This is a genomic window from Microvirga pakistanensis (assembly GCF_004458765.1).
Taxonomy (GTDB): Bacteria; Pseudomonadota; Alphaproteobacteria; order Rhizobiales; family Beijerinckiaceae; genus Microvirga; species Microvirga pakistanensis.
The window spans coordinates 37,946-56,949 of record NZ_SPJX01000296.1; the positions used below are offsets into that span (position 1 = coordinate 37,946).

The following is a 19,004-nucleotide window of genomic DNA, read 5'->3' on the forward strand; positions in this document are numbered from 1 at the left end:
AAAGCGGCACCCGGTTTTCTGACAAAATCATGTAAATCAAGAGCTTGTCCAATACTTATGTCCTCTCAAGGACCGGAAGTACCCATGACCGGAATTTCCCTCACCGAACGCGCCGCCCGTCGCATCAACGAGATCATGGCCGCCGAGCCGGAAGGCTCGATGCTGAGAATCAGCGTCAACGGGGGCGGCTGTTCGGGGTTCCAGTATGCCTTCGACGTGGACCGGACCCGGCAGGACGACGACCTTATCATCGAGAAGGACGGAGCCACGGTGGTGGTGGACGAGGTGTCCATCCAATACATGGATGGCTCCGTGATCGACTTCGTGGACGACCTGATCGGCCAATCCTTCAAGATCGAGAATCCCCACGCCACCGCCTCCTGCGGTTGCGGCACGTCGTTCTCCTTGTGAAACCCTGTCTCCCGTTCTAGCCTCCGCTGCGAGATTCCGGCCCGAAGGCTTCCAGAAGTCCGGGCCTTTTTTCCTGCGGGGACCAAGATGACGTTTCGTTACCGTTCGGGCGTGTGCGCCCTCGCCCTCCTGGCCGGAACGGCGGCCATGCAATTCGAGCCGGCAATCCTGCGGGACGTGGTCGTCGGCAGCGGTCCGCAGCAGCTCTCCGTCGGAGCCGTGCGGACGTCGCTCTGGAGCATGGCCCTGGCCCAGACGGCGGACAGCTTCACCCTGAACGACGTCCGCTTCACCTGGGGCGGCGCCACCTACGAGGCCAAGCAGGTCTCGTTCAGCGGCGCCTCCATGGCGCGCGGCGAGATCGAGAGCCTGTTCTCCTCCACCGCCGAGCCCCTGGCCGACAAGCTCGCCCGGATCGACATCAAGCAGGTGAGCATCCCCGAGCTGAAGGTCACGCAGAAGCTCGGCAAGGAGACGCAGACGGCCTCCTACCGGAACGTTTCCCTCAACGACATCGTCCGCGGCAGGATCGCGTCACTGACGGTCGAGACCTCCGCCATCGAGGAAACGGGCGGTCCGGACAAGACCCTCATCAGCTACGGGCGCACCACTCTCAGCGACTTCGACGCCCCCGCCTTCGCGAAGCTCTACGAGACGAAGGACGCCTCCGCTCCGCTCACCCGGATCTACAGCGCCTTCTCCATCGACAGGATCGACATCAGCGACGGCGCGGGCCTGTATAGCGCTCAGATCGCCCGCCTGAGCGGCCGGGACATCATGGCCAGGCCGACGAAGGATTCCTGGCAGGGGACGATCTCCGCCATCTCCGAACTGGCCGGGAAGGAAACGACCGCGCCCGAAGAGCAGATCCGTCTCCTGCCCATCGTCGTCGACCTTCTCGGCGCCTTCGACGCCGGCCTCGTGGAAGCGACAGGCATCACGTTCAAAGGCGACGAGAAGGAGAACAAGGCAACCGGCTCCGTTGCCCGTATCGCCTATACCGGCGCTGTCGGCTCGCAGACGCCCGAGTTCCGCATGGAGGGCCTCGACGTCACGGAAACGGAGTCCCGCGTGAAAATCGGCGCCGTCAGCCTGTCCGGCTTCTCCCTGGCGCCGACCCTCGAAGGCCTCAACGCGCTCGAGGGCAAGCAGCTGGCGGACCTCGACAGGGCCGCATGGCGCAGTCTCATCCCGACTCTCGGAACCCTGCGCATCACGGACATGGACATCGATGCGCCTGCGGCCGAGGACAAGCCCGACGAGCGCGTGCGTGTCACGTGGGGGCTCTTGGAGGTCACGGCCGACAAGCCGCGCAACGGCATTCCGACGAATATCCGCTTCGAGCAGCGCGATATCTCCGTACCTCTTTCCGATAGCAGCGACGACGAGCTCGCCCAGCAGCTCAAGGGCCTCGGCTACAACGCCATCGAGGGCTCCTTCGTCGTGGCGGCCGCCTGGAACGAGGCCTCGCAGGAGATCGCCATCCGGGAATTCTCGATGGACACCAAAGAGTTGGGAAGCCTGCGCCTGACGGGTCTCATCGGCAATGCCAGCCCGGATCTCTTCAGCCCCGACGAGGCGACGGCCGCGGCCGCGCTGATCGGCGCCAGGGCGAAATCGGCCAGCGTCGTGATTGAGAACCGGGGACTGGTCGAACGCTACCTGGAGAAGGCCGCCAAGGACGAGGGCACCACGCCCGATGCGCTGAAAAAGCTCTATGCGGGAGCCACGCCGCTCATCGTGTCGAGCATGATCGGCAATTCCGAGCAGGCGCGGATTCTGGGCGGGGCCGTCGCCCGCTTCATCGAGAAGCCCGGCAAGCTCACGATCGACGCCCAGCCCAAGAACCCATCGGGCTTCGGCCTGATGGACGCGATGCTCGCCTCCGACCCGAAGGCGGCGCTGGACAAGCTCAAGATCACCGCGAAGGCGGAGTAACCTCCCTGTCATCCCCGGACTTGTTCCGGGGATCCACGTCTTCGTGGCGTAGCGGCTGTGAAGACGTGGATGGCTGCATCTCGTGCGGCCACAACGACGGAGACACGGCTCTTGTGTCCTTCACGTCATCAGCCCTGCGCCGGCGATCCCAATCACACGAAGCGCAAAGCTCTTCACAACAAGATGGCCGGGACAAGCCCGGCCATGACGGAGAGATGGAGACTAGATCAGCGTCGGCTGATCCTGCTCGGCAGCCTGGGCCTCCACCACGGCGATGGCGGTCAGGTTGACGATGCCGCGGGCGGTCACCGACGGCGTCAGGATATGCGCGGGCTTGGCCGGACCGATGAGGATCGGACCGACGGGCAGCGAATCCGCCAGGATCTTCGTGAACTGGAAGGCGATGTTGGCCGCATCCAGGTTCGGCATGATCAGAACGTTCGCCTCGCCCGTCAGGCGCGAGCCCGGATTCACCCGGTCGCGGATCATTTGGGAGAGGGCGGCGTCGGCCTGCATCTCGCCATCGACCTCAAGGTCGGGCGCACGCTCGTTGATGCAGGCGAGCGCCTCGCGCATCTTCATCGCCGAGCGGGTATCAGCCGCGCCGAAATCCGCATGGGAGACCAGTGCGATCTTCGGCTCCATGCCGAAGCGGCGCACGTGGCTCGCGCAGGCGATCGCCATGTCGGAGATCTCTTCGGCGCTCGGGTCGAACTGCACATGCGTGTCGGCCAGGAAGTAGGCGCCCTTCGACGTGATGACGAGCGAGAGCGCCGCCATCTCATGGACGCCCGGAGCAAGGCCGATGATGTCCTTGATGTGCTTGACCCGAGACTGGAAGCGTCCCTCGAGGCCGCAGATCAGCGCATCCGCATCGCCGCGCCGCACGGCGAGCGCGCCGATCACGGTGGAGTTGGTGCGAACGAGGGTCTTCGCCGCATCGGGCGTGATGCCCTTGCGGCCCGCGGCCTCCACGTAAGAGGCCACATAATCGCGATAGCGCGGATCGTCGTCCGGATTCACGAGTTCGAATTCCCGTCCGATGCTCATGGAGAGACCGAAGCGCTTGATGCGCGCCTCCACCACGTTGGGACGACCGATCAGGATCGGCTTCGCAAGGCCTTCTTCCGCGATCACCTGCACGGCGCGCAGCACGCGCTCGTCCTCGCCCTCCGCATAGATCACCCGCTTCGGGTTCGCCTTCGCCTGCGAGAAGAGCGGCTTCATGATGAAGCCCGAGCGGAACACGAAGCGGCTCAGGGATTCGGCGTAGGCGTCGAGATCCTCCAGCGGCCGCGTGGCGACGCCGGACCTCATGGCGGCCTCAGCCACCGCCGGCGCGATGCGCAGGATCAGGCGCGGATCGAAGGGGCTCGGGATCAGGGACTTGCGCCCGAAGGGATGCGCCTCGCCGCCATAGGCGCGCGCCACGACCTCGGACGGAGCCTCGCGGGCGAGGCTCGCAATCGCCTTCACGGCGGCCGCCTTCATGTCCTCGTTGATGGTGGTTGCGCCCACATCGAGCGCGCCGCGGAAGATGTAGGGGAAGCAGAGGACGTTGTTGACCTGGTTCGGATAATCCGAGCGGCCCGTGCAGATCATGGCGTCCGGGCGGATCACCTCAGCCTCCTCCGGCATGATCTCGGGGTAAGGGTTGGCCAGCGCCAGGATCAGCGGGCGCGGCGCCATCTTCGCCACCATCTCGGGCTTGAGAACGCCGCCGGCCGAAAGGCCGAGGAACACGTCCGCGTCGGGAATGACGTCACCGAGCGTGCGCGCATCGGTCTTCTGCGCATAGGCCGACTTCCAGCGGTCCATGAGCTCGTTGCGGCCTGCATGGACGACGCCCTCGATGTCCGTGACCCAGATGTTCTCGCGCTTGGCGCCGAGCGACACGAGGAGATTGAGGCACGCGAGCGCGGCGGCGCCCGCTCCGGAGGTGACGATCTTCACCTCGCCGATGCTCTTGCCGGCCAGCTCCAGGGCGTTGGTGACGGCGGCGCCCACGATGATCGCGGTGCCGTGCTGGTCGTCGTGGAAGACCGGGATCCCCATGCGGCTTTTGAGGCGCTCCTCCAGCTCGAAGCATTCGGGAGCCTTGATGTCTTCCAGGTTGATGCCCCCGAAGGTGGGCTCGAGCGCCGCGATCACCTCCACGAGCTTGTCCACGTTCTTCTCGGCCACCTCGATGTCGAACACGTCGATGCCGGAGAACTTCTTGAACAGGACGGCCTTGCCCTCCATCACGGGCTTGGAGGCGAGCGGGCCGATATCGCCGAGGCCCAGCACCGCCGTGCCGTTGGAGATCACGGCCACGAGGTTCTGGCGGGAGGTCAGGTTCGCGGCCTGCGCCGGATCGGCCGCGATGGCCTCGCAGGGGGCGGCGACGCCGGGGGAATAGGCGAGCGCCAGGTCGCGCTGGTTGCCGAGGGGCTTGGTGGGCTGGATCTCGAGCTTACCGGGACGCGGGTGCTGGTGGTAGAACATCGCCCCCGATTTCAGATCCTGCGAGATGTTGTCTCCCATCCCAACGCTCCTTACACCAACCGTTGCATGTCACAGGCCCTTGTGAGCGCCACGGCTCCCGGCGTCAATGTTCTTCTCTCGCGACCTATTTGACATCCACTCGCAGGGGAGGCCCAAAAACGCTTCGGCAGCGCATGAGCGCTGCCGAAAACAGGGACATCACAGGTTTCCGGAGGCCTATTTCTCCGGCAGATTCGTCCGGATATGCAGCTCGCGCAGCTGCTTGGGCGTCGCCTCGGAGGGGGCGCCGAGCAGCAGGTCTTCCGCCTTCTGGTTCATGGGGAAGAGCGTGATCTCGCGCAGGTTATGGGCGCCGCAGAGCAGCATCACGATGCGGTCCACGCCCGCCGCCATGCCGCCGTGGGGCGGCGCGCCGTACTGGAAGGCGCGGTACATGCCGCCGAAGCGCTCCATCACTTCCTTCTCGCCGTAGCCGGCGATCTCGAAGGCCTTCACCATCCGGTCGGGGCGGTGATTGCGGATCGAGCCCGAAGCCATCTCGTAGCCGTTGCAGACCATGTCGTACTGGAAGGCCGTGATCTTGAGGATCTTGTCCTTGTCCGCCGGGTCGAGGGCCATGAACTCCTCATGGCTCATATTGGCCATGGAGAACGGGTTGTGGGAGAAGTCGATCTTCTTCTCGTCCTCGTTCCACTCGTATTGCGGGAAATCGACGATCCAGCAGAACGCGAACTGGTTCTTATCGCCCAGGCCCAGCTCGTCGCCGATGCGCACGCGCGCCTTGCCGGCGAGCGAAGCGGCCTTGTCCTCCGTGCCGGCCGAGAAGAACACGGCGTCGCCCGCCTTGATGCCGGCTTTCTCGCGGATGACCGCCTGCGCGGCCTCGGGTATGAACTTGGCGATGGGGCCCTTGGCCTGGATCTGACCGCCCTCGTCCTCGAACACGATGTAGCCGAGGCCGGGCGCGCCTTCCGAGCGGGCCCAGTCGTTGAGCTTGTCGAAGAAGGAGCGCGGCTGCGAAGCGGCGCCCGTGGCCGGGATGGCGCGCACGACGCCGCCGGACTTGATGACGTTCTTGAACGCGTTGAAGGTCACGTCCTCGCGCTCGAACACCTCCGACACGTCGGCGATGACGAGCGGGTTGCGCAGGTCAGGCTTGTCCGTGCCGTATTTCAGCATCGCCTCGAAGTACGGGATGCGCGGGAACACCTCCGTGACCGGCTTGCCGTCGGCGAATTCCTTGAAGGTGTCCCGGATCACCGGCTCCATGGTCTGGAACACGTCTTCCTGCGTGACGAAGCTCATTTCCAGGTCGAGCTGGTAGAACTCGCCCGGGAGGCGGTCGGCGCGCGGGTCCTCGTCGCGGAAGCAGGGCGCGATCTGGAAATACCGGTCGAAGCCGGAGATCATGATGAGCTGCTTGAACTGCTGCGGAGCCTGCGGCAGCGCATAGAACTTGCCGGGATGGATGCGCGACGGCACCAGGAAGTCGCGCGCGCCCTCGGGCGAGGACGCGGTCAGGATCGGCGTCGTGAACTCGAAGAAGCCGCCGGACTTCATGCGGGTGCGAAGAGAGTCGATGATCGCGCCGCGCTTCATGATGTTGCTGTGCAGCTTCTCCCGGCGAAGATCCAGGTACCGGTACTTGAGGCGGGTTTCCTCCGGGTAGTCCTGGTCGCCGAAGACCGGCATCGGCAGTTCGTCCGCCGGGCCCAGCACCTCCATGTCGGTGATGTAGACCTCGATCGTGCCGGTGGGCAGCTCCGGGTTCTCGGTGCCGGCCGGGCGGTTGCGCACCTTGCCGTCCACCCGGATCACCCATTCGGACCGGGCGGTCTCGGCCAGCTTGAAGGCCGCCGAATCCGGGTCGATCACGCATTGCGTCATGCCGTAATGGTCGCGCAGATCGATGAACAGCACGCCGCCATGGTCGCGGATGCGGTGGCACCAGCCGGACAGGCGGGCGGCCTGGCCGACATCGGATTCGCGGAGCGCGCCGCAGGTGTGGGTACGGTAACGGTGCATGGAGGCGGACATTGAACAAGCCTGCTGGTTCGGTGTTCCGCGCAACATCCATGGGAGGCCGGGGAAGTCAAGGAGGAACGACGCATGAGAGCCACGTTCGGGCGCCTCCGCCCTGCGACGCGTGCCAGCCGGCAGATCCTGGCTTGTCCTTCGAGAACAGGGGAGTGCGGCCCTCCCTCAAGCCTCGGGGCAGTCCCGGGCGCACCCGCCTACACCACCGGCTTCCGGTAGAGGTGCCATGTCGTATGCCCGAGCACCGGCAGGACCGCCGCCAGTCCCAGGAAGACCGGCAGCGCGGCGACGAAGAGCGGGAGCGCGACGGAGATCCCCCAGCCCAGCATGGGCCGAGGATTGCCGATCGCCGACCGGACGCTCGCGATCATCGCCGTCACGAGATCCACCTCCCGGTCCAGGAGCAGCGGAAGAACCCTTACCCGTCCCGGAGGGCAGCCGCGCCGCGCTTTTCTTTGTTTTTCAATGATTTTTTCGCGTTCCGAGCCCTCGAAATCCTTGCGGAACAAAGCGTGAATTCCCATATCCGCTGCATGACACTCACTCATGCCACGACCCTGCTGAAGCCCGGCCGGAACGCCCCCAACGAGGAGCGGATCGAGGGCAATTGGCACGTCTATCCTTTCGAGGCAGCCCTCGAGATCGACTATGTGGACCAGGCCGGCAATCCGACCCGGCGCTGGGTGATCGCGCGCGAGCTGAAGGTCGGCCCCGGCAAGATGCTGCTGGGCGGCATCGACATGTCCGATGACGGGTATCGCGGCTTCAGGGTCGACCGGATCGAGCGCCTCGAGGACGCCGAGACCGGCCTCGTGGTCGACCGGAACATCCTGGACTGGCTCGTGAAGAGGGCCGAAAGACAAGCAAAAGAGCGGAGGAAAGCCCTTCGGAACGCTTAAGGAGGGGTCGCCTGCACAAGCAGGTTCCGTTAAAAGACGTTTCCATGAATTTGATTACCACCACCGAGGCGCTTTCCGACGCCTGCTCCCGCCTGAGCCAGCATCCGTTCGTCACCGTCGACACGGAGTTCCTGCGCGAGACCACCTATTACCCGAAGCTCTGCCTGATCCAGATGGCGGGGCCGGATCCCGAGAACGCGTTTCTCATTGACCCGCTGGCCGACGGCATCAGCCTCGAGCCGTTCATGGCGCTCATGTCCGACAAGCGGATCGTGAAGGTCTTCCACTCCGCCCGGCAGGACCTGGAGATCATCTGGAACTTAGGGAGCATCGTCCCCGAGCCCCTGTTCGACACGCAGGTCGCAGCCATGGTTTGCGGCTACGGCGACTCCGTCTCGTACGAGCAACTGGTGAACGATCTCGCCAAGGCGAAGGTCGACAAGTCCTCCCGGTTCACCGACTGGTCGCGCCGCCCCCTCAGCGATGCCCAGCTCACCTACGCCCTCTCGGACGTGACCCATCTGGTCAAGGTCTACGAGGCGCTCATGGTCCAGCTCGAGAAGAACGGCCGTCTGGCCTGGCTTGACGAGGAGATGTCCATTCTGACCTCCCCCGAGACCTACCAGGCCGACCCTGAGAATGCCTGGCGGCGCCTCGTCGGACGCCTGCGCAAGCCCAGGGAGGTCGCCGTCCTCATGGAGGTCGCCGCCTGGCGCGAGCGCGAGGCTCAGGGACGCGACGTTCCCCGCGGCCGCATTCTCAAGGACGACGCCCTGATCGACATCGCCACCTCCGCGCCCCGCAGCGTGGAGGCGCTGGGCAGGTTGCGTTCCATCCCGAACGGGTTCGAGCGCTCCCGCACGGGCGCCGACATCCTGGAAGCGGTCGAGCGCGGCCTCGCGCGCGATCCGTCCGCCATCGCCATGCCCGAGCGCAGCCGGGGCCGCGGCAATACCGGGGCGGTCGTCGACCTGCTGAAGGTCCTGCTCAAGGCCGTGGCCGAGCAGGAGGGCGTCGCGCCCAAGATCGTCGCCACCGTCGAGGAACTCGAGGCCATCGCCGACAGCGACCATGCGGACGTGCCGTCCCTGCATGGCTGGCGGCGGACCCTCTTCGGCGACAAGGCGCTGGCGCTCAAGAACGGCCAGCTCGGCCTCGTTCTGGAGCGGGGCCGGGTAAGGCTGCGGGCACTTTCCGACCCGTAGGGGCCGCTACCGTTCGGCTGACCCGCCTGGCATGACCCACTTCACCTCATCACCGGCCTCGTGCCGGTGATCCCGGCTCAGTGAGGTGTTGCGCTTCTCATCATTGGGATGGCCGGGACAGGCCCGGCCATGACGGGAACGCTCCGGCGAGCCGCACCGGACAGCTCACCGTCCGAAGATGCCCTTGAAGAACTGGGCCATCTTGTTGTGCTTCTTCTTGCGATCCACGTCCGCCTGGCTCTTCACCCAGGCGATCTGGACGACGCGGCGCTCGCCGGAAAACGGCAGGTGGCCGTGCCAGGAATTGTCCGAGCGCAGGAACGCGAACATGGTGCCCATGGTCGGCGGCACCTCGAGTTTGAAAGGCTCGAAGTTCTTGCCGTCGTAGAGCACGCGCAGACGGCCGCCCTCGTCCTGCTGCCACTCGTCGTTCATGTAGACGAGCATCGTCATGACCTTGGACGGGCCGTCCGTGTGGATCGCACCATATTTCGGCTGCGAGCGCCTCATGATCGTGGTGAGGCGCGGATACGGGCTCAGGTCGACACCGAATTTTTCCGACAGGGCCTGCGTCAGCTCGGGCCCTTCGAGTTCCTCGATCAGCTCCTTGAACCGGCCGTGAAGCTTGACCTCGTCAACCGTGAGATAACCCGGCTTTTTGATCTCGGGAAAGTCGCGCCGAAGCTGGTCGATCACGTCCCGGTTCAGAAAATTGGACGCCAGAAGGTGATCGTAGGGATCACGCGAATGCTGCGCATTCTGCACAGCCGACAGATTGATGAGGCTCATAATCCCGCTCCCGCGACGCCCCACACCTGCTCTCATGGCAAGGTTGAATGATCCTTCCCCAAAGGCTGCAGCACCCAACGGCGAAGGCAACCCAAAGGTGCCGCTCTAATCCTGAATTTCGATCACCGGCTCCATCCCGAGGAGCTTGCCGAGCGCCTTCATGCGGCCCGCGAGTCGCTCGTTGGCCAGATCCTGCATATCCGACGGCAGATGGAGGACGACCTGCCTGCCCCTCACCCTTAAGGGCGCCTGCGGAAGGATGCCTTCCATGGAGACCGAGACCGGGTAGGCGACTCGCATGAGCGCCGCGAGCAGGCGCGCGCGCTCCAGGTAACGCGGCCCGGCCAGGCTCCTGATCCGCGCGCTCACCTTGTCGGGTGAGAGCCCCTCATGCCGGAAGAAGATCGACAGCGCGAGATAGGCCCGTCCCGGATGGTCGAGGCCCGCGAAGGCGCCATAGGCGATGAGGTTGAGGCTCTGCTCGCCCCGGTAATCGGGATGCGCGCGCCAGCCGATATCGGCCAGCAGGCAGGCGGCCCGCCGCAGCCTGGTCTCGGCTTCGGTCTCGGCGATCCCAAGGCTCGTCATGAAGGCCTCGGTCCACTGGCACAGTTCCTCGCCATGGCGCGGCGAGCGGGAGCGCAGCAGATTGAGGTCGCTGGCAGCCGCCAGCAGCGGATCGCGCCTCTGCGTGTCCCGGTCGAGCTTGTCGAAGAGAACGCCTTCGCGCACGCCGAAAGCCGAAATCGCCACCTCCTTCGGCTCGCCGAGACGGATGATCTCCTCCAGCACGATGGCGCCATAGGCTAGCAGCGGCCGTCGGGCCTCGGAAACGCTCTCGATATCCTTCAGGGTCTTGGCGTCGGCCTCCTCCACCAGATGCAGGAAGTCGAGACCGTCCTCGGGATTGAGGATGTAGCCGTGCATCACGTGAAGCGGATAATCGGTCGCCGCTTGGTGCAGGCGCGCCAGCGCGCGCCAGGTGCCGCCGACCGCATAGAAGGTGCGGCCATGCAGGTTTTCCAGATATTCCGGCGCGCGTTCGAGGGCTGCGCGCACGATCTTCTGCGCCTTCTTCAGGGAGCCGCCGCTCACGTCCTGCAGGGCGAGGCCGCCGAGCGGCATGGTGACGCCCGTGCCGACCGCCGAGCCCTTCACGTCCACGAGTTCGAGACTGCCGCCTCCCATGTCGCCGACGATGCCGTCCGGCTGATGGAAGCCCGCCACGATGCCGAGCGCGGAGAAACGCGCCTCCTCACCCCCCGAAAGCAGGCTGATCGGACGCCCGCAGGCCCGGGCGGCCGCCTCCAGGAAGGCAGGCCCGTTGGTGGCGTCGCGCGCGGCGGCGGTTGCGAGCACGAAGACGTCGGACACCTGCATCGTGTCGCACAGCACCCTGAACCGGGCGAGCGCACGAAGCGCGCGGTCCACTGCCTCGTCGTCCAGACGGCCCGTGGTGGCCACGTGACGGCCGAGACCGCAGAGAACTTTCTCGTTGTAGATGGGCGTCAAGGCGCGCGCCATGCCCTCGTAGGCCACGAGGCGCACCGAGTTCGAGCCGATGTCGATGATGGCGACCGGGCGTCCGATCTTGAGTCTACCCTGGGCTTCTCGGACGGTGTTCTGCATGTCAGCGCTGTCCCCGCTTCGCGAGCGCCCGGGGACTGGAGGTCTTGAGGGATTTGCCACGGCCGGAGAGGCTCGGATTGGTCATGAAATACTTATGGGCGTTGAACGGTTCCTCGCCCTTGACCGGCGCGATCCGCTGGCTCGTGCCGTCCGGGAGCACGGCCCAGCTCTGCTCGTTGTCGAGGAGGTTGGCAAGCATGATCTGGTCCAGCACCTGCTGATGCACGGTCGTATTGATGATCGGCAGCAGAGCCTCGACCCGTCGGTCGAGATTGCGCGTCATCAGGTCGGCGGACGAGATGTACACATGCGCCTTCGGGTTCGGCAGCCCATGGCCGTTGCCGAAGGCATAGATGCGCGTGTGCTCCAGGAAGCGACCGACGATGGATTTCACCCGGATATTGTCCGACAGCCCCAGGATGCCCGGCCTCAGGCAGCAGATGCCGCGCACGATGAGGTCGACCTGCACGCCGGCAGCGGACGCATCGTAGAGAGCATCGATGATGTCGGGATCCACCAGCGAGTTGCACTTGCCCCAGATCGCGCCGGGCCGCCCCGCCTTGGCGTGAGCGGTCTCCTCCTCGATGTGCTGGAGCAGGCGCTTTCTCAGGGTCAGGGGCGACACCGCCATGCGCTCCAGTTCCGCCGGCTCCGCGTAACCCGTCACGAAATTGAAGATGCGCGACACGTCCCGGCCGATCGCGGGATCGGCGGTGAAGAAGGACAGGTCGGTGTAGATGCGCGCCGTGATCGGGTGGTAATTGCCCGTGCCCACATGGCAATAGGTGATGAGCTGGCTGCCTTCGCGCCGCACCACCATGGAGAGCTTGGCGTGCGTCTTCAGTTCGATGAAGCCGAACACCACCTGCGCACCGGCGCGCTCCAGGTCGCGGGCCCAGCGGATGTTGGCCTCCTCGTCGAAGCGGGCCTTGAGCTCGACCAGGGCCGTGACGGACTTGCCCGCCTCCGCGGCTTCCGCGAGAGCCGCCACGATGGGCGAATCCGAGGAGGTGCGGTAGAGCGTCTGCTTGATCGCCACCACGTTCGGATCGCGCGCGGCCTGGCGCAGGAACTGCACCACCGCGTCGAAGGATTCGTACGGGTGGTGGACGATAATGTCCTTCTCCCGGATCGCCGCGAAGCAATCGCCGCTATGCTCGCGGATGCGTTCGGGGAAACGCGGATTGTACGGCTTGAACTTGAGGTCCGGGCGCTCCAGGGCCACGAGCTGCGACAGGTCGCGCAAGCCCATCATGCCCTCGACCACGAAGACCTCGTCCTGGGAGACCTCCATCTCCTCGGCCACGAAGAGGCGCAGGTCCTCCGGCATCGCGGCCTCCACCTCGAGGCGGATGACGCTGCCGCGGCGGCGCTGCTTGAGCGCCGTCTCGAACAGGCGCACCAGATCCTCAGCCTCTTCCTCCACCTCGATATCGGAATCGCGGATGACCCGGAAGGCGCCCTGCCCCTGGATTTCGTAGCCGGGGAACAGGCGGCCCGTGTAGAGAACGATCATCTGTTCGAGGGCGATGAAGCGAGCCGAACTCGTCTCGGAGAAATCCGGCAGACGGATGAAGCGATCGGCTCGCGACGGCAGGCGGATCAGCGCGTTCAGCACCTTGCCGTCGCTCTGGCGCACGAGCTTGAGCGCGATTGACGAGCCGAGATTCGGGATGAACGGGAACGGATGCGCCGGGTCGATGGCGAGCGGCGTCAGCACCGGGAAGATGTGGTTGAGGAAGTAATCCTCGAGCCAGGACGCCTCCGGCTTTGTCAGCCCCGTGCCCTCGATGAGGACGATCCCCTCCCCCTGCAGGGCCTCGCGCAGCTCGCCCCAGCGGCGCTGCTGGTCGGAGGCCAGGCGGGACACCTCCACCGAGATCTTGGTCAATTGCTCCTGCGGCGTGAGCCCGTCCTGCGAGATGGTGGACACGCCGGAGCGCACCTGCCCGCGCAGGCCCGCGACGCGAACCATGAAGAACTCGTCCAGGTTCTCCGCCGAGATCGAGAGGAAACGCAGTTCCTCCAGCAGCGGATGATTGCGGTTGGAGGCTTCCTCCAGCACCCGGCGGTTGAACTGCAGCCAGGACAGCTCCCGGTTGATGAAGCGCTGCGGGAACTGCCGCAGCACCGCGCCGTCGAGCTCGATATCCGGCGGCGCCTTGGGCAGGGGCGCCTCGCTGATCGTCTCCAGATCCCTCAGGGCAATCGCATCGCGCACTTCGATCTCCGCCGCTTCTCTCTTCGGCGTCCGTTTTGCTCTGGGGGTCGTGACATTTTCACGACGTTTCGATGACAGGGCGGTCGGGTCAGGCTTCACTCGTTTTCATCCGTTTCCTGCGAGGCTCCGAGGATCTCGGCGGCGATCGCGCGCGACACGCGTCTTCCCCGGCTGAGCGCCTCCCTGTCCAGAAGCGCCACCAGTTCCGAAGCCTTGGCGAGAGACCGTTCGATCCGAAGCGAAATATAATCGACAACGGAAGTATCGACCACGAGTTGCCTGTCGACGAACAGCTTCACCAGAACCGCCTTGAGCAGGGCGTCGTCGGGCGCATCGAGAGACACGCTCGGGGCCAGTCGCAGGCGCGACAGCAGGTCCGGCGTGTTCAGGCCCCAGCGGTCGGGCGGCGTCTCGCTGGTGATCAGAAGGGAGGCCTTCCGCTCCCGCGCGAGGTTCAGAAGGTGGAACAGGGCCGCCTCGTCCCGCTCGCCGCGGTCCATGTCCTCGATGGCGAGCGCCCCGTTCGAGATCAGGTGCGGAACCTTGTCGTGGCTGATATCGCGGGCATCGATGGTCCAGGCATGGGCATTCGTGGCCCAGATCGAGGCGAGATGGCTCTTGCCGCTGCCGCGCGGGCCGATCAGCAGCAGGATCGTGTCGGGCCAGTCGGGCCAGCTCTCGATGAGGCCGTAGGCCAGCTCGTTGGAGGGGCTGACCAGAAAGTCCTCCGCCCCGAAGCGCGGATCGAGAGGCAGGTCGAAGGCCAGCTGCTTGGGTGCGTCACGCATCGAAATCGGCCCTGTCCTCGATCTTCGGGTGGATGACCACCGGGGCGCCGCCGCGATAGAGAGGACTGGCCAGATATTGCTGCAACGCGAAGCGGGCGATCACCCCCATGGCGGCGGCCAGCGGCACCGCGAGCAGCAGGCCCACGAAGCCGAAGAGCGCCCCGAAGGCCAAAAGGGCGAACATCAGCCAGACCGGGTGGAGCCCCACGGAATCGCCCACCAGCTTGGGGGACAGGATGTTGCCCTCCACGAACTGGCCGAACACGAAAATGCCGAGCGTCGCCAGGATCATGGTCCAGTCGGGCCAGAACTGCACGATGGCCACGCCCATGGACAGGATGAGGCCGGTGAGCGAGCCCACATAGGGGATGAAGCTCAGGAGCCCCGCCGTCATGCCGATCAGAGCCCCGAAGTTCAGGCCGATCACGGTCAGCCCCACCGCGTAGAACGTGCCGAGGATGATGCAGACCATCGCCTGCCCGCGCACGAAGCCAGCGATGGCCCGGTCGATGTCGCGGGCGATGGCCCGGATCGTCTCCCGCTGGCGGACCGGCATCCAGGAATCCACCGTCCTGACCATGCGGTCCCAGTCCACCAGCATGTAGAACGCCACCACGGGCGTCACCACGAGCAGGGAGAAGATGCTGATGAGCGCCTGCCCGCCGGACCAGAGCCCCTGGAGGAAGGTGGCGATCCAGGCCACGCCCTGGCTGATCAGGTTGCCCACGGAGGTCTGCATCTGCGGCAGGGAACCGTTGGCCCCGAGCCGGTCGAGGAGCGGCCTGAGCTGCTCGTTCGCGAGCTCCTGGAGCCTTGCGACGTAACTGGGGATCCGTTCCACGAACGCGCCGACCTGCTGGACCGCGAACGGAACCAGGATCATGAGCGTGATGATGAAGACGAGGACGAAGAGCACCAGGATCAGGAGGCTCGCCCCCAAGCGTCCGATCCCGAGCTTCTGCATCCGGTCGGCAAGGGGGTCGAGCAGATAGGCCAGGGCGAAGCCCGCCACGAACGGCAGGAGGATGCCCCGCAGCACGAACAGCAGGAGCACCGCGAAGACCAGCGCCGCAATCCAGAATCCGATCTGCCGTTGGATCGTCATCGGTACTCCATACCCGAAACCCCTGGGCGCCTTAAGCAGCCATGTGCCGCAGCCAGCCTCCGAGATAGGCACCTGCGGAGGCGACGGTCAAGGTTGCGACGGTCAGCATCATGATATCCTCAAGCCCACCCAGCTCGATTCCATAGGCATTGGCGGCCAGCGCGTAGGCCGCGAAGCCGATCTGGGCCACGGTGTTGAGCTTGCTCACCATCAGCGGCTTAATCTCGACCGGGCGGCTCATGACCCAGGACAGGAGGACGGCCGACACGATCATCACGTCCCGCGACACGACCGTGATGGCCAGCCAGCTCGGGATCGCTCCCACGACCGCGAGCGCCACATAGATCGACACCAGCAGCGCCTTGTCGGCAATCGGGTCGATATAGGCGCCGAACTCGCTCCTCATGTCGAAATGGCGGGCGATGAAGCCGTCAACCCCGTCCGAAATGCCGGCCACGACGAACAGGATGAAGGCGGCCGCCCATTGCTGCTGCATGATCATGACGATCACGATGGGGACCATGATGAGGCGGGCGATGGTGATCAGGTTCGGGATGGTCATCGTAAGAGGATGATGCCGGGTTGAAGGCCCAAGTTCAATGTCCGAGGCTTCCTGGGACAATCACGGGTGACACCTCCCATCATGGCCGGGCTCGTTCCGGGCATGACTCCGGAAAGGGGGTGGGGATGACGGCCCAGGCTCGCCCTCCCCTGAGGGAAAACCCTTGCCTCGGAGCGTCTCTCGCCTTACTCCCCACCCCAACACGGGGTGTGCCCATGACGACCGAGAAGCCCGAGAAGCAGACGAACGGCCTGACCTATGCCCAAGCGGGCGTCGACATCGACGCGGGCAATGCCATGGTGGATCAGATCAAGCCCCTGGTGCGATCCACGCGCCGCCCTGGCGCGGACGCGGAAATCGGCGGGTTCGGTGGCCTGTTCGACCTCAAGGCGGCCGGATTCAGGGACCCGATCCTGGTGGCCGCCAACGACGGCGTCGGCACGAAGGTGAAGATCGCCATCGACACCGGCATCCACGACACCATCGGCATCGATCTCGTGGCCATGTGCGTGAACGACATCATCGTGCAGGGCGCGGAGCCCCTCTTCTTCCTCGATTATTTCGCCACCGGAAAGCTCTCGCCCGACGTCGGCGTCCACATCGTGAAGGGCATCGCAGAGGGCTGCCTCCAGGCGGGCTGCGCGCTGATCGGCGGCGAGACGGCGGAAATGCCGGGGCTCTACGCCCGGGGCGATTACGACCTCGCGGGCTTCGCGGTGGGCGCGGCCGAGCGCGGCACCCTGCTGCCGAAGGACGTAAGCGTGGGCGACGTGCTCATCGGCCTGCCCTCCTCCGGCGTCCATTCCAACGGCTTCTCGCTCGTTCGCCGGATCGTGGAACGCTCCGGCCTCGCCTGGGACGCTCCCGCCCCCTTCGCGCAAGGGAAGACCCTGGCGCAGGCCCTTCTCGAGCCGACCCGGATCTACGTGAAGTCCCTTCTCCAGGCACTGAAGGGCGGCGACGGGATCAATGCCCTGTGCCACATCACCGGCGGCGGCTTCCCCGACAACATCCCGCGGGTGCTGCCCGACGGAGTCGGCGTGCGGCTCGATCTCAATGCCATCGCCGCTCCGCCCGTGTTCGGATGGCTGAGCCGCACGGGCGGGGTTGCGGAAGCGGAAATGCTGCGCACCTTCAACTGCGGCATCGGCATGATCGTGGTGGCGGCAGCCTCCAAGGCCGACGCGGTCATGGAGCGCCTTCGCCAGACGGGCGAGAGCCCGGTGCGCATCGGCGAGACCGTGGCCCATGCGGGCGGCGAGCGCGTCCAGACCTCGGGATCCCTCAAGCTCTGATGGCCCGTCGCGTCGCCGTTCTGATTTCAGGCCGCGGGTCCAACATGGTCTCGCTGGTCGAGGCGGCTTCCGGGCCCGGCTTCCCGGCCCGGATCGCCCTGGTGCTCTCGAACCGTCCCGACGCGGCCGGACTGGAGCGCGCCAGGGCCGCCGGCATCGCGACGGCCGTCATCGACCACACGCAGCATCCGACCCGCGAGCGCTTCGAGCAGGCGATGGACGCGCTGCTGGTCGAGCACGGCATCGAGTTCATCTGCCTGGCCGGTTTCATGCGGGTGCTCACCGATTGGTTCGTGGAGCGCTGGACCGGCCGGATGATCAATATCCACCCTTCCCTCCTGCCCCTGTTCCGCGGCGTGAACACCCATCGCCGCGCGCTGGAGGAAGGCGTGCTCATCCACGGCTGCACGGTGCATTTCGTGGTGCCGGAGCTCGATGCGGGCCCCATCATCGCGCAGGCCGCCGTGCCGGTCGTCCCCGGCGACACAGAGGAGAGCCTGGCCGCGCGCATTCTCGTGCAGGAGCACCGGCTCTATCCGCAGGCCCTGCGCATGATCTGCGACGGGACGGCTCGGCTGGAGAATGGAAGGGTTGTGTTCTCGAACGACTGGGATGCAGGCGGGGCGCTGCGCTCGCCATCGCCCTGAACACCTAAGAGGCAATTGACACCCGCTCGAAACGGGCGTCGAATCAAAGCTGCTGGGTGGCCTCTTTAGACGGGAGGAAGCAATGGAACAGCTTGACCGTCGCCAAACCTTGTTCAGTATTGCCGCAGCATCCGTTCTTCCAATTCAATCTGCCGCCGCTCAAACATCTGGCACACCGGAGGGCCGGGAAATCGCGCCCGGTGTTCGACGCGTGGATTACACGAAGCGCGAGACGATGATCCCGAACTACAAGACGGTATCGATGCGCGACAACATCTACCAACCGGGTGCGAGCACCAGCGGGTCAAGTATGGCCAACGACATGGTCTGCCATATGCTGGAGGGCGAGCTGACCGTGGATACAGGGTCCGGCGACAGCCTTTATAGGAAGGGTGACGTATGGTCGTGCACCAAAGGCATGCCGGAGCGCAGCAAGAACACCGGCAGTACCGTGGCCATCATGCGAGTGATCGATCTGCTGCCGGGATAATTCCGGTTCAAATGGCTCCCGCATACCCTAATGGGGAAAGGCCGGGCTCAAGCCCGGCCTTTCTGGTATCACGCGTCTGGATGCGAGCTAGATCTTAGGACGCTGCAGCTTGCAGGAATCGAGGGCGGAGAGCGCCTTCTCGCGGGCGCTGTCGTTAAACACGCCGGTCTCGCGATAGGCCAGCAACTCGTCGGCGCTCAGGGAACGCATCGTGCGGCCCGCGTAGCAGTCACAGCCACGGTTCAGGGACGCTTCGCTGACGCCGCTCTGGAGCCTCGCTTGCGTGATGGCGCAGGCCTGGCTGACGCGGACGCGCAGCTGGGCGACGCTTTCGGTCTTCAGGGCCGGATCGGGCTGATACTGGGTCGGCGCGCTGGACGAGGCCGCAAAGGCTGCCGTGGTGCCGGCCACGATGGCAACAGCCGTCAGCAGCCCGCGCAGGGTCGTTGTCATGGATAGCTCCCCGGAAACAAGATCACGTCCGAGCTTTAAGAATAGATT

The 19,004-nt window shown here is 65.5% G+C and carries 16 protein-coding genes and 1 pseudogene; 7 read left to right on the plus strand and 10 right to left on the minus strand.

The genetic code is table 11. From position 1 onward, the window contains the following. The first annotated feature begins 84 nt into the window (after positions 1-84). Complete coding sequence (gene erpA / locus E4K09_RS16155; protein WP_134498751.1) at positions 85-411, plus strand: iron-sulfur cluster insertion protein ErpA; 327 nt, start codon at positions 85-87, stop codon at positions 409-411. Between the two features lie 87 nt (positions 412-498). Then, positions 499-2,349, plus strand: coding sequence for a hypothetical protein (locus E4K09_RS16160; RefSeq protein ID WP_134498753.1), 1,851 nt, complete (start codon positions 499-501; stop codon positions 2,347-2,349). A 222-nt stretch (positions 2,350-2,571) separates the two neighbouring features. On the opposite strand, the gene E4K09_RS16165 is transcribed toward E4K09_RS16160, so the two are convergent. The 3 genes and pseudogenes from E4K09_RS16165 to E4K09_RS16175 all read right to left on the minus strand — a co-directional run. Next, positions 2,572-4,875 (minus strand): NADP-dependent malic enzyme, encoded by a 2,304-nt coding sequence (locus E4K09_RS16165; RefSeq protein ID WP_134498755.1) that lies wholly within the window; start codon positions 4,873-4,875, stop codon positions 2,572-2,574. A gap of 177 nt (positions 4,876-5,052) precedes the next feature. Next, positions 5,053-6,861 carry an aspartate--tRNA ligase gene (aspS, locus tag E4K09_RS16170; RefSeq protein ID WP_134498869.1) on the minus strand — a complete coding sequence of 603 codons (1,809 nt, stop codon included), beginning with the start codon at positions 6,859-6,861 and terminating at the stop codon, positions 5,053-5,055. A 209-nt stretch (positions 6,862-7,070) separates the two neighbouring features. Continuing rightward, positions 7,071-7,283, minus strand: a pseudogene (locus tag E4K09_RS16175) (DUF2189 domain-containing protein); the annotation flags it as partial. Positions 7,284-7,385: 102 nt separating this feature from the next. Between E4K09_RS16175 and E4K09_RS16180 the strand changes: the two are divergent. After that, complete coding sequence (locus tag E4K09_RS16180) at positions 7,386-7,772, plus strand: hypothetical protein (protein WP_134498759.1); 387 nt, start codon at positions 7,386-7,388, stop codon at positions 7,770-7,772. Positions 7,773-7,816: 44 nt separating this feature from the next. After that, entirely contained in the window at positions 7,817-8,977 is a 1,161-nt protein-coding gene (rnd, locus tag E4K09_RS16185) for a ribonuclease D (RefSeq protein WP_134498761.1), read from the plus strand. Positions 8,978-9,142: 165 nt separating this feature from the next. Here rnd and E4K09_RS16190 read toward each other — a convergent pair whose 3' ends face one another. From E4K09_RS16190 to E4K09_RS16215, 6 genes are all read right to left on the minus strand, one after another. Next, on the minus strand, positions 9,143-9,766 hold the full coding sequence (locus E4K09_RS16190) for a 2OG-Fe(II) oxygenase (protein WP_134498763.1): 624 nt from the start codon (positions 9,764-9,766) through the stop codon (positions 9,143-9,145). A 105-nt stretch (positions 9,767-9,871) separates the two neighbouring features. After that, positions 9,872-11,395 carry an exopolyphosphatase gene (gene ppx / locus E4K09_RS16195; protein WP_134498765.1) on the minus strand — a complete coding sequence of 508 codons (1,524 nt, stop codon included), beginning with the start codon at positions 11,393-11,395 and terminating at the stop codon, positions 9,872-9,874. 1 nt (position 11,396) lies between these two features. Beyond that, positions 11,397-13,565, minus strand: coding sequence for an RNA degradosome polyphosphate kinase (locus E4K09_RS16200; protein WP_244610539.1), 2,169 nt, complete (start codon positions 13,563-13,565; stop codon positions 11,397-11,399). Between the two features lie 146 nt (positions 13,566-13,711). Further along, complete coding sequence (locus E4K09_RS16205) at positions 13,712-14,404, minus strand: P-loop NTPase family protein (RefSeq protein ID WP_134498769.1); 693 nt, start codon at positions 14,402-14,404, stop codon at positions 13,712-13,714. Further along, positions 14,397-15,509: an AI-2E family transporter gene (locus tag E4K09_RS16210; RefSeq protein WP_134498771.1), complete on the minus strand. Its 1,113-nt coding sequence runs from the start codon at positions 15,507-15,509 to the stop codon at positions 14,397-14,399. The genes E4K09_RS16205 and E4K09_RS16210 overlap by 8 nt, the downstream gene beginning before the upstream one ends. A gap of 31 nt (positions 15,510-15,540) precedes the next feature. Next, the gene (locus E4K09_RS16215; protein ID WP_134498773.1) at positions 15,541-16,071 is read right to left on the minus strand and encodes a CDP-alcohol phosphatidyltransferase family protein; all 531 of its coding nucleotides are present in this window, start codon (positions 16,069-16,071) and stop codon (positions 15,541-15,543) included. A 215-nt stretch (positions 16,072-16,286) separates the two neighbouring features. Here E4K09_RS16215 and purM point away from each other — a divergent pair, with 215 nt between their 5' ends. The 3 genes from purM to E4K09_RS16230 all read left to right on the plus strand — a co-directional run bounded on the left by purM (position 16,287) and on the right by E4K09_RS16230 (position 18,503). Next, positions 16,287-17,366 carry a phosphoribosylformylglycinamidine cyclo-ligase gene (purM, locus tag E4K09_RS16220; RefSeq protein ID WP_134498775.1) on the plus strand — a complete coding sequence of 360 codons (1,080 nt, stop codon included), beginning with the start codon at positions 16,287-16,289 and terminating at the stop codon, positions 17,364-17,366. Beyond that, positions 17,366-18,013, plus strand: coding sequence for a phosphoribosylglycinamide formyltransferase (gene purN / locus E4K09_RS16225; RefSeq protein WP_134498777.1), 648 nt, complete (start codon positions 17,366-17,368; stop codon positions 18,011-18,013). Before purM ends, purN begins: the two co-directional genes overlap by 1 nt. Positions 18,014-18,095: 82 nt before the next feature. After that, positions 18,096-18,503: a cupin domain-containing protein gene (locus tag E4K09_RS16230; protein ID WP_134498779.1), complete on the plus strand. Its 408-nt coding sequence runs from the start codon at positions 18,096-18,098 to the stop codon at positions 18,501-18,503. Positions 18,504-18,590: 87 nt separating this feature from the next. Here the strand turns inward: E4K09_RS16230 and E4K09_RS16235 are convergent, their stop codons facing one another. Continuing rightward, on the minus strand, positions 18,591-18,956 hold the full coding sequence (locus E4K09_RS16235; protein WP_134498781.1) for a hypothetical protein: 366 nt from the start codon (positions 18,954-18,956) through the stop codon (positions 18,591-18,593). Positions 18,957-19,004 lie beyond the last annotated feature (48 nt).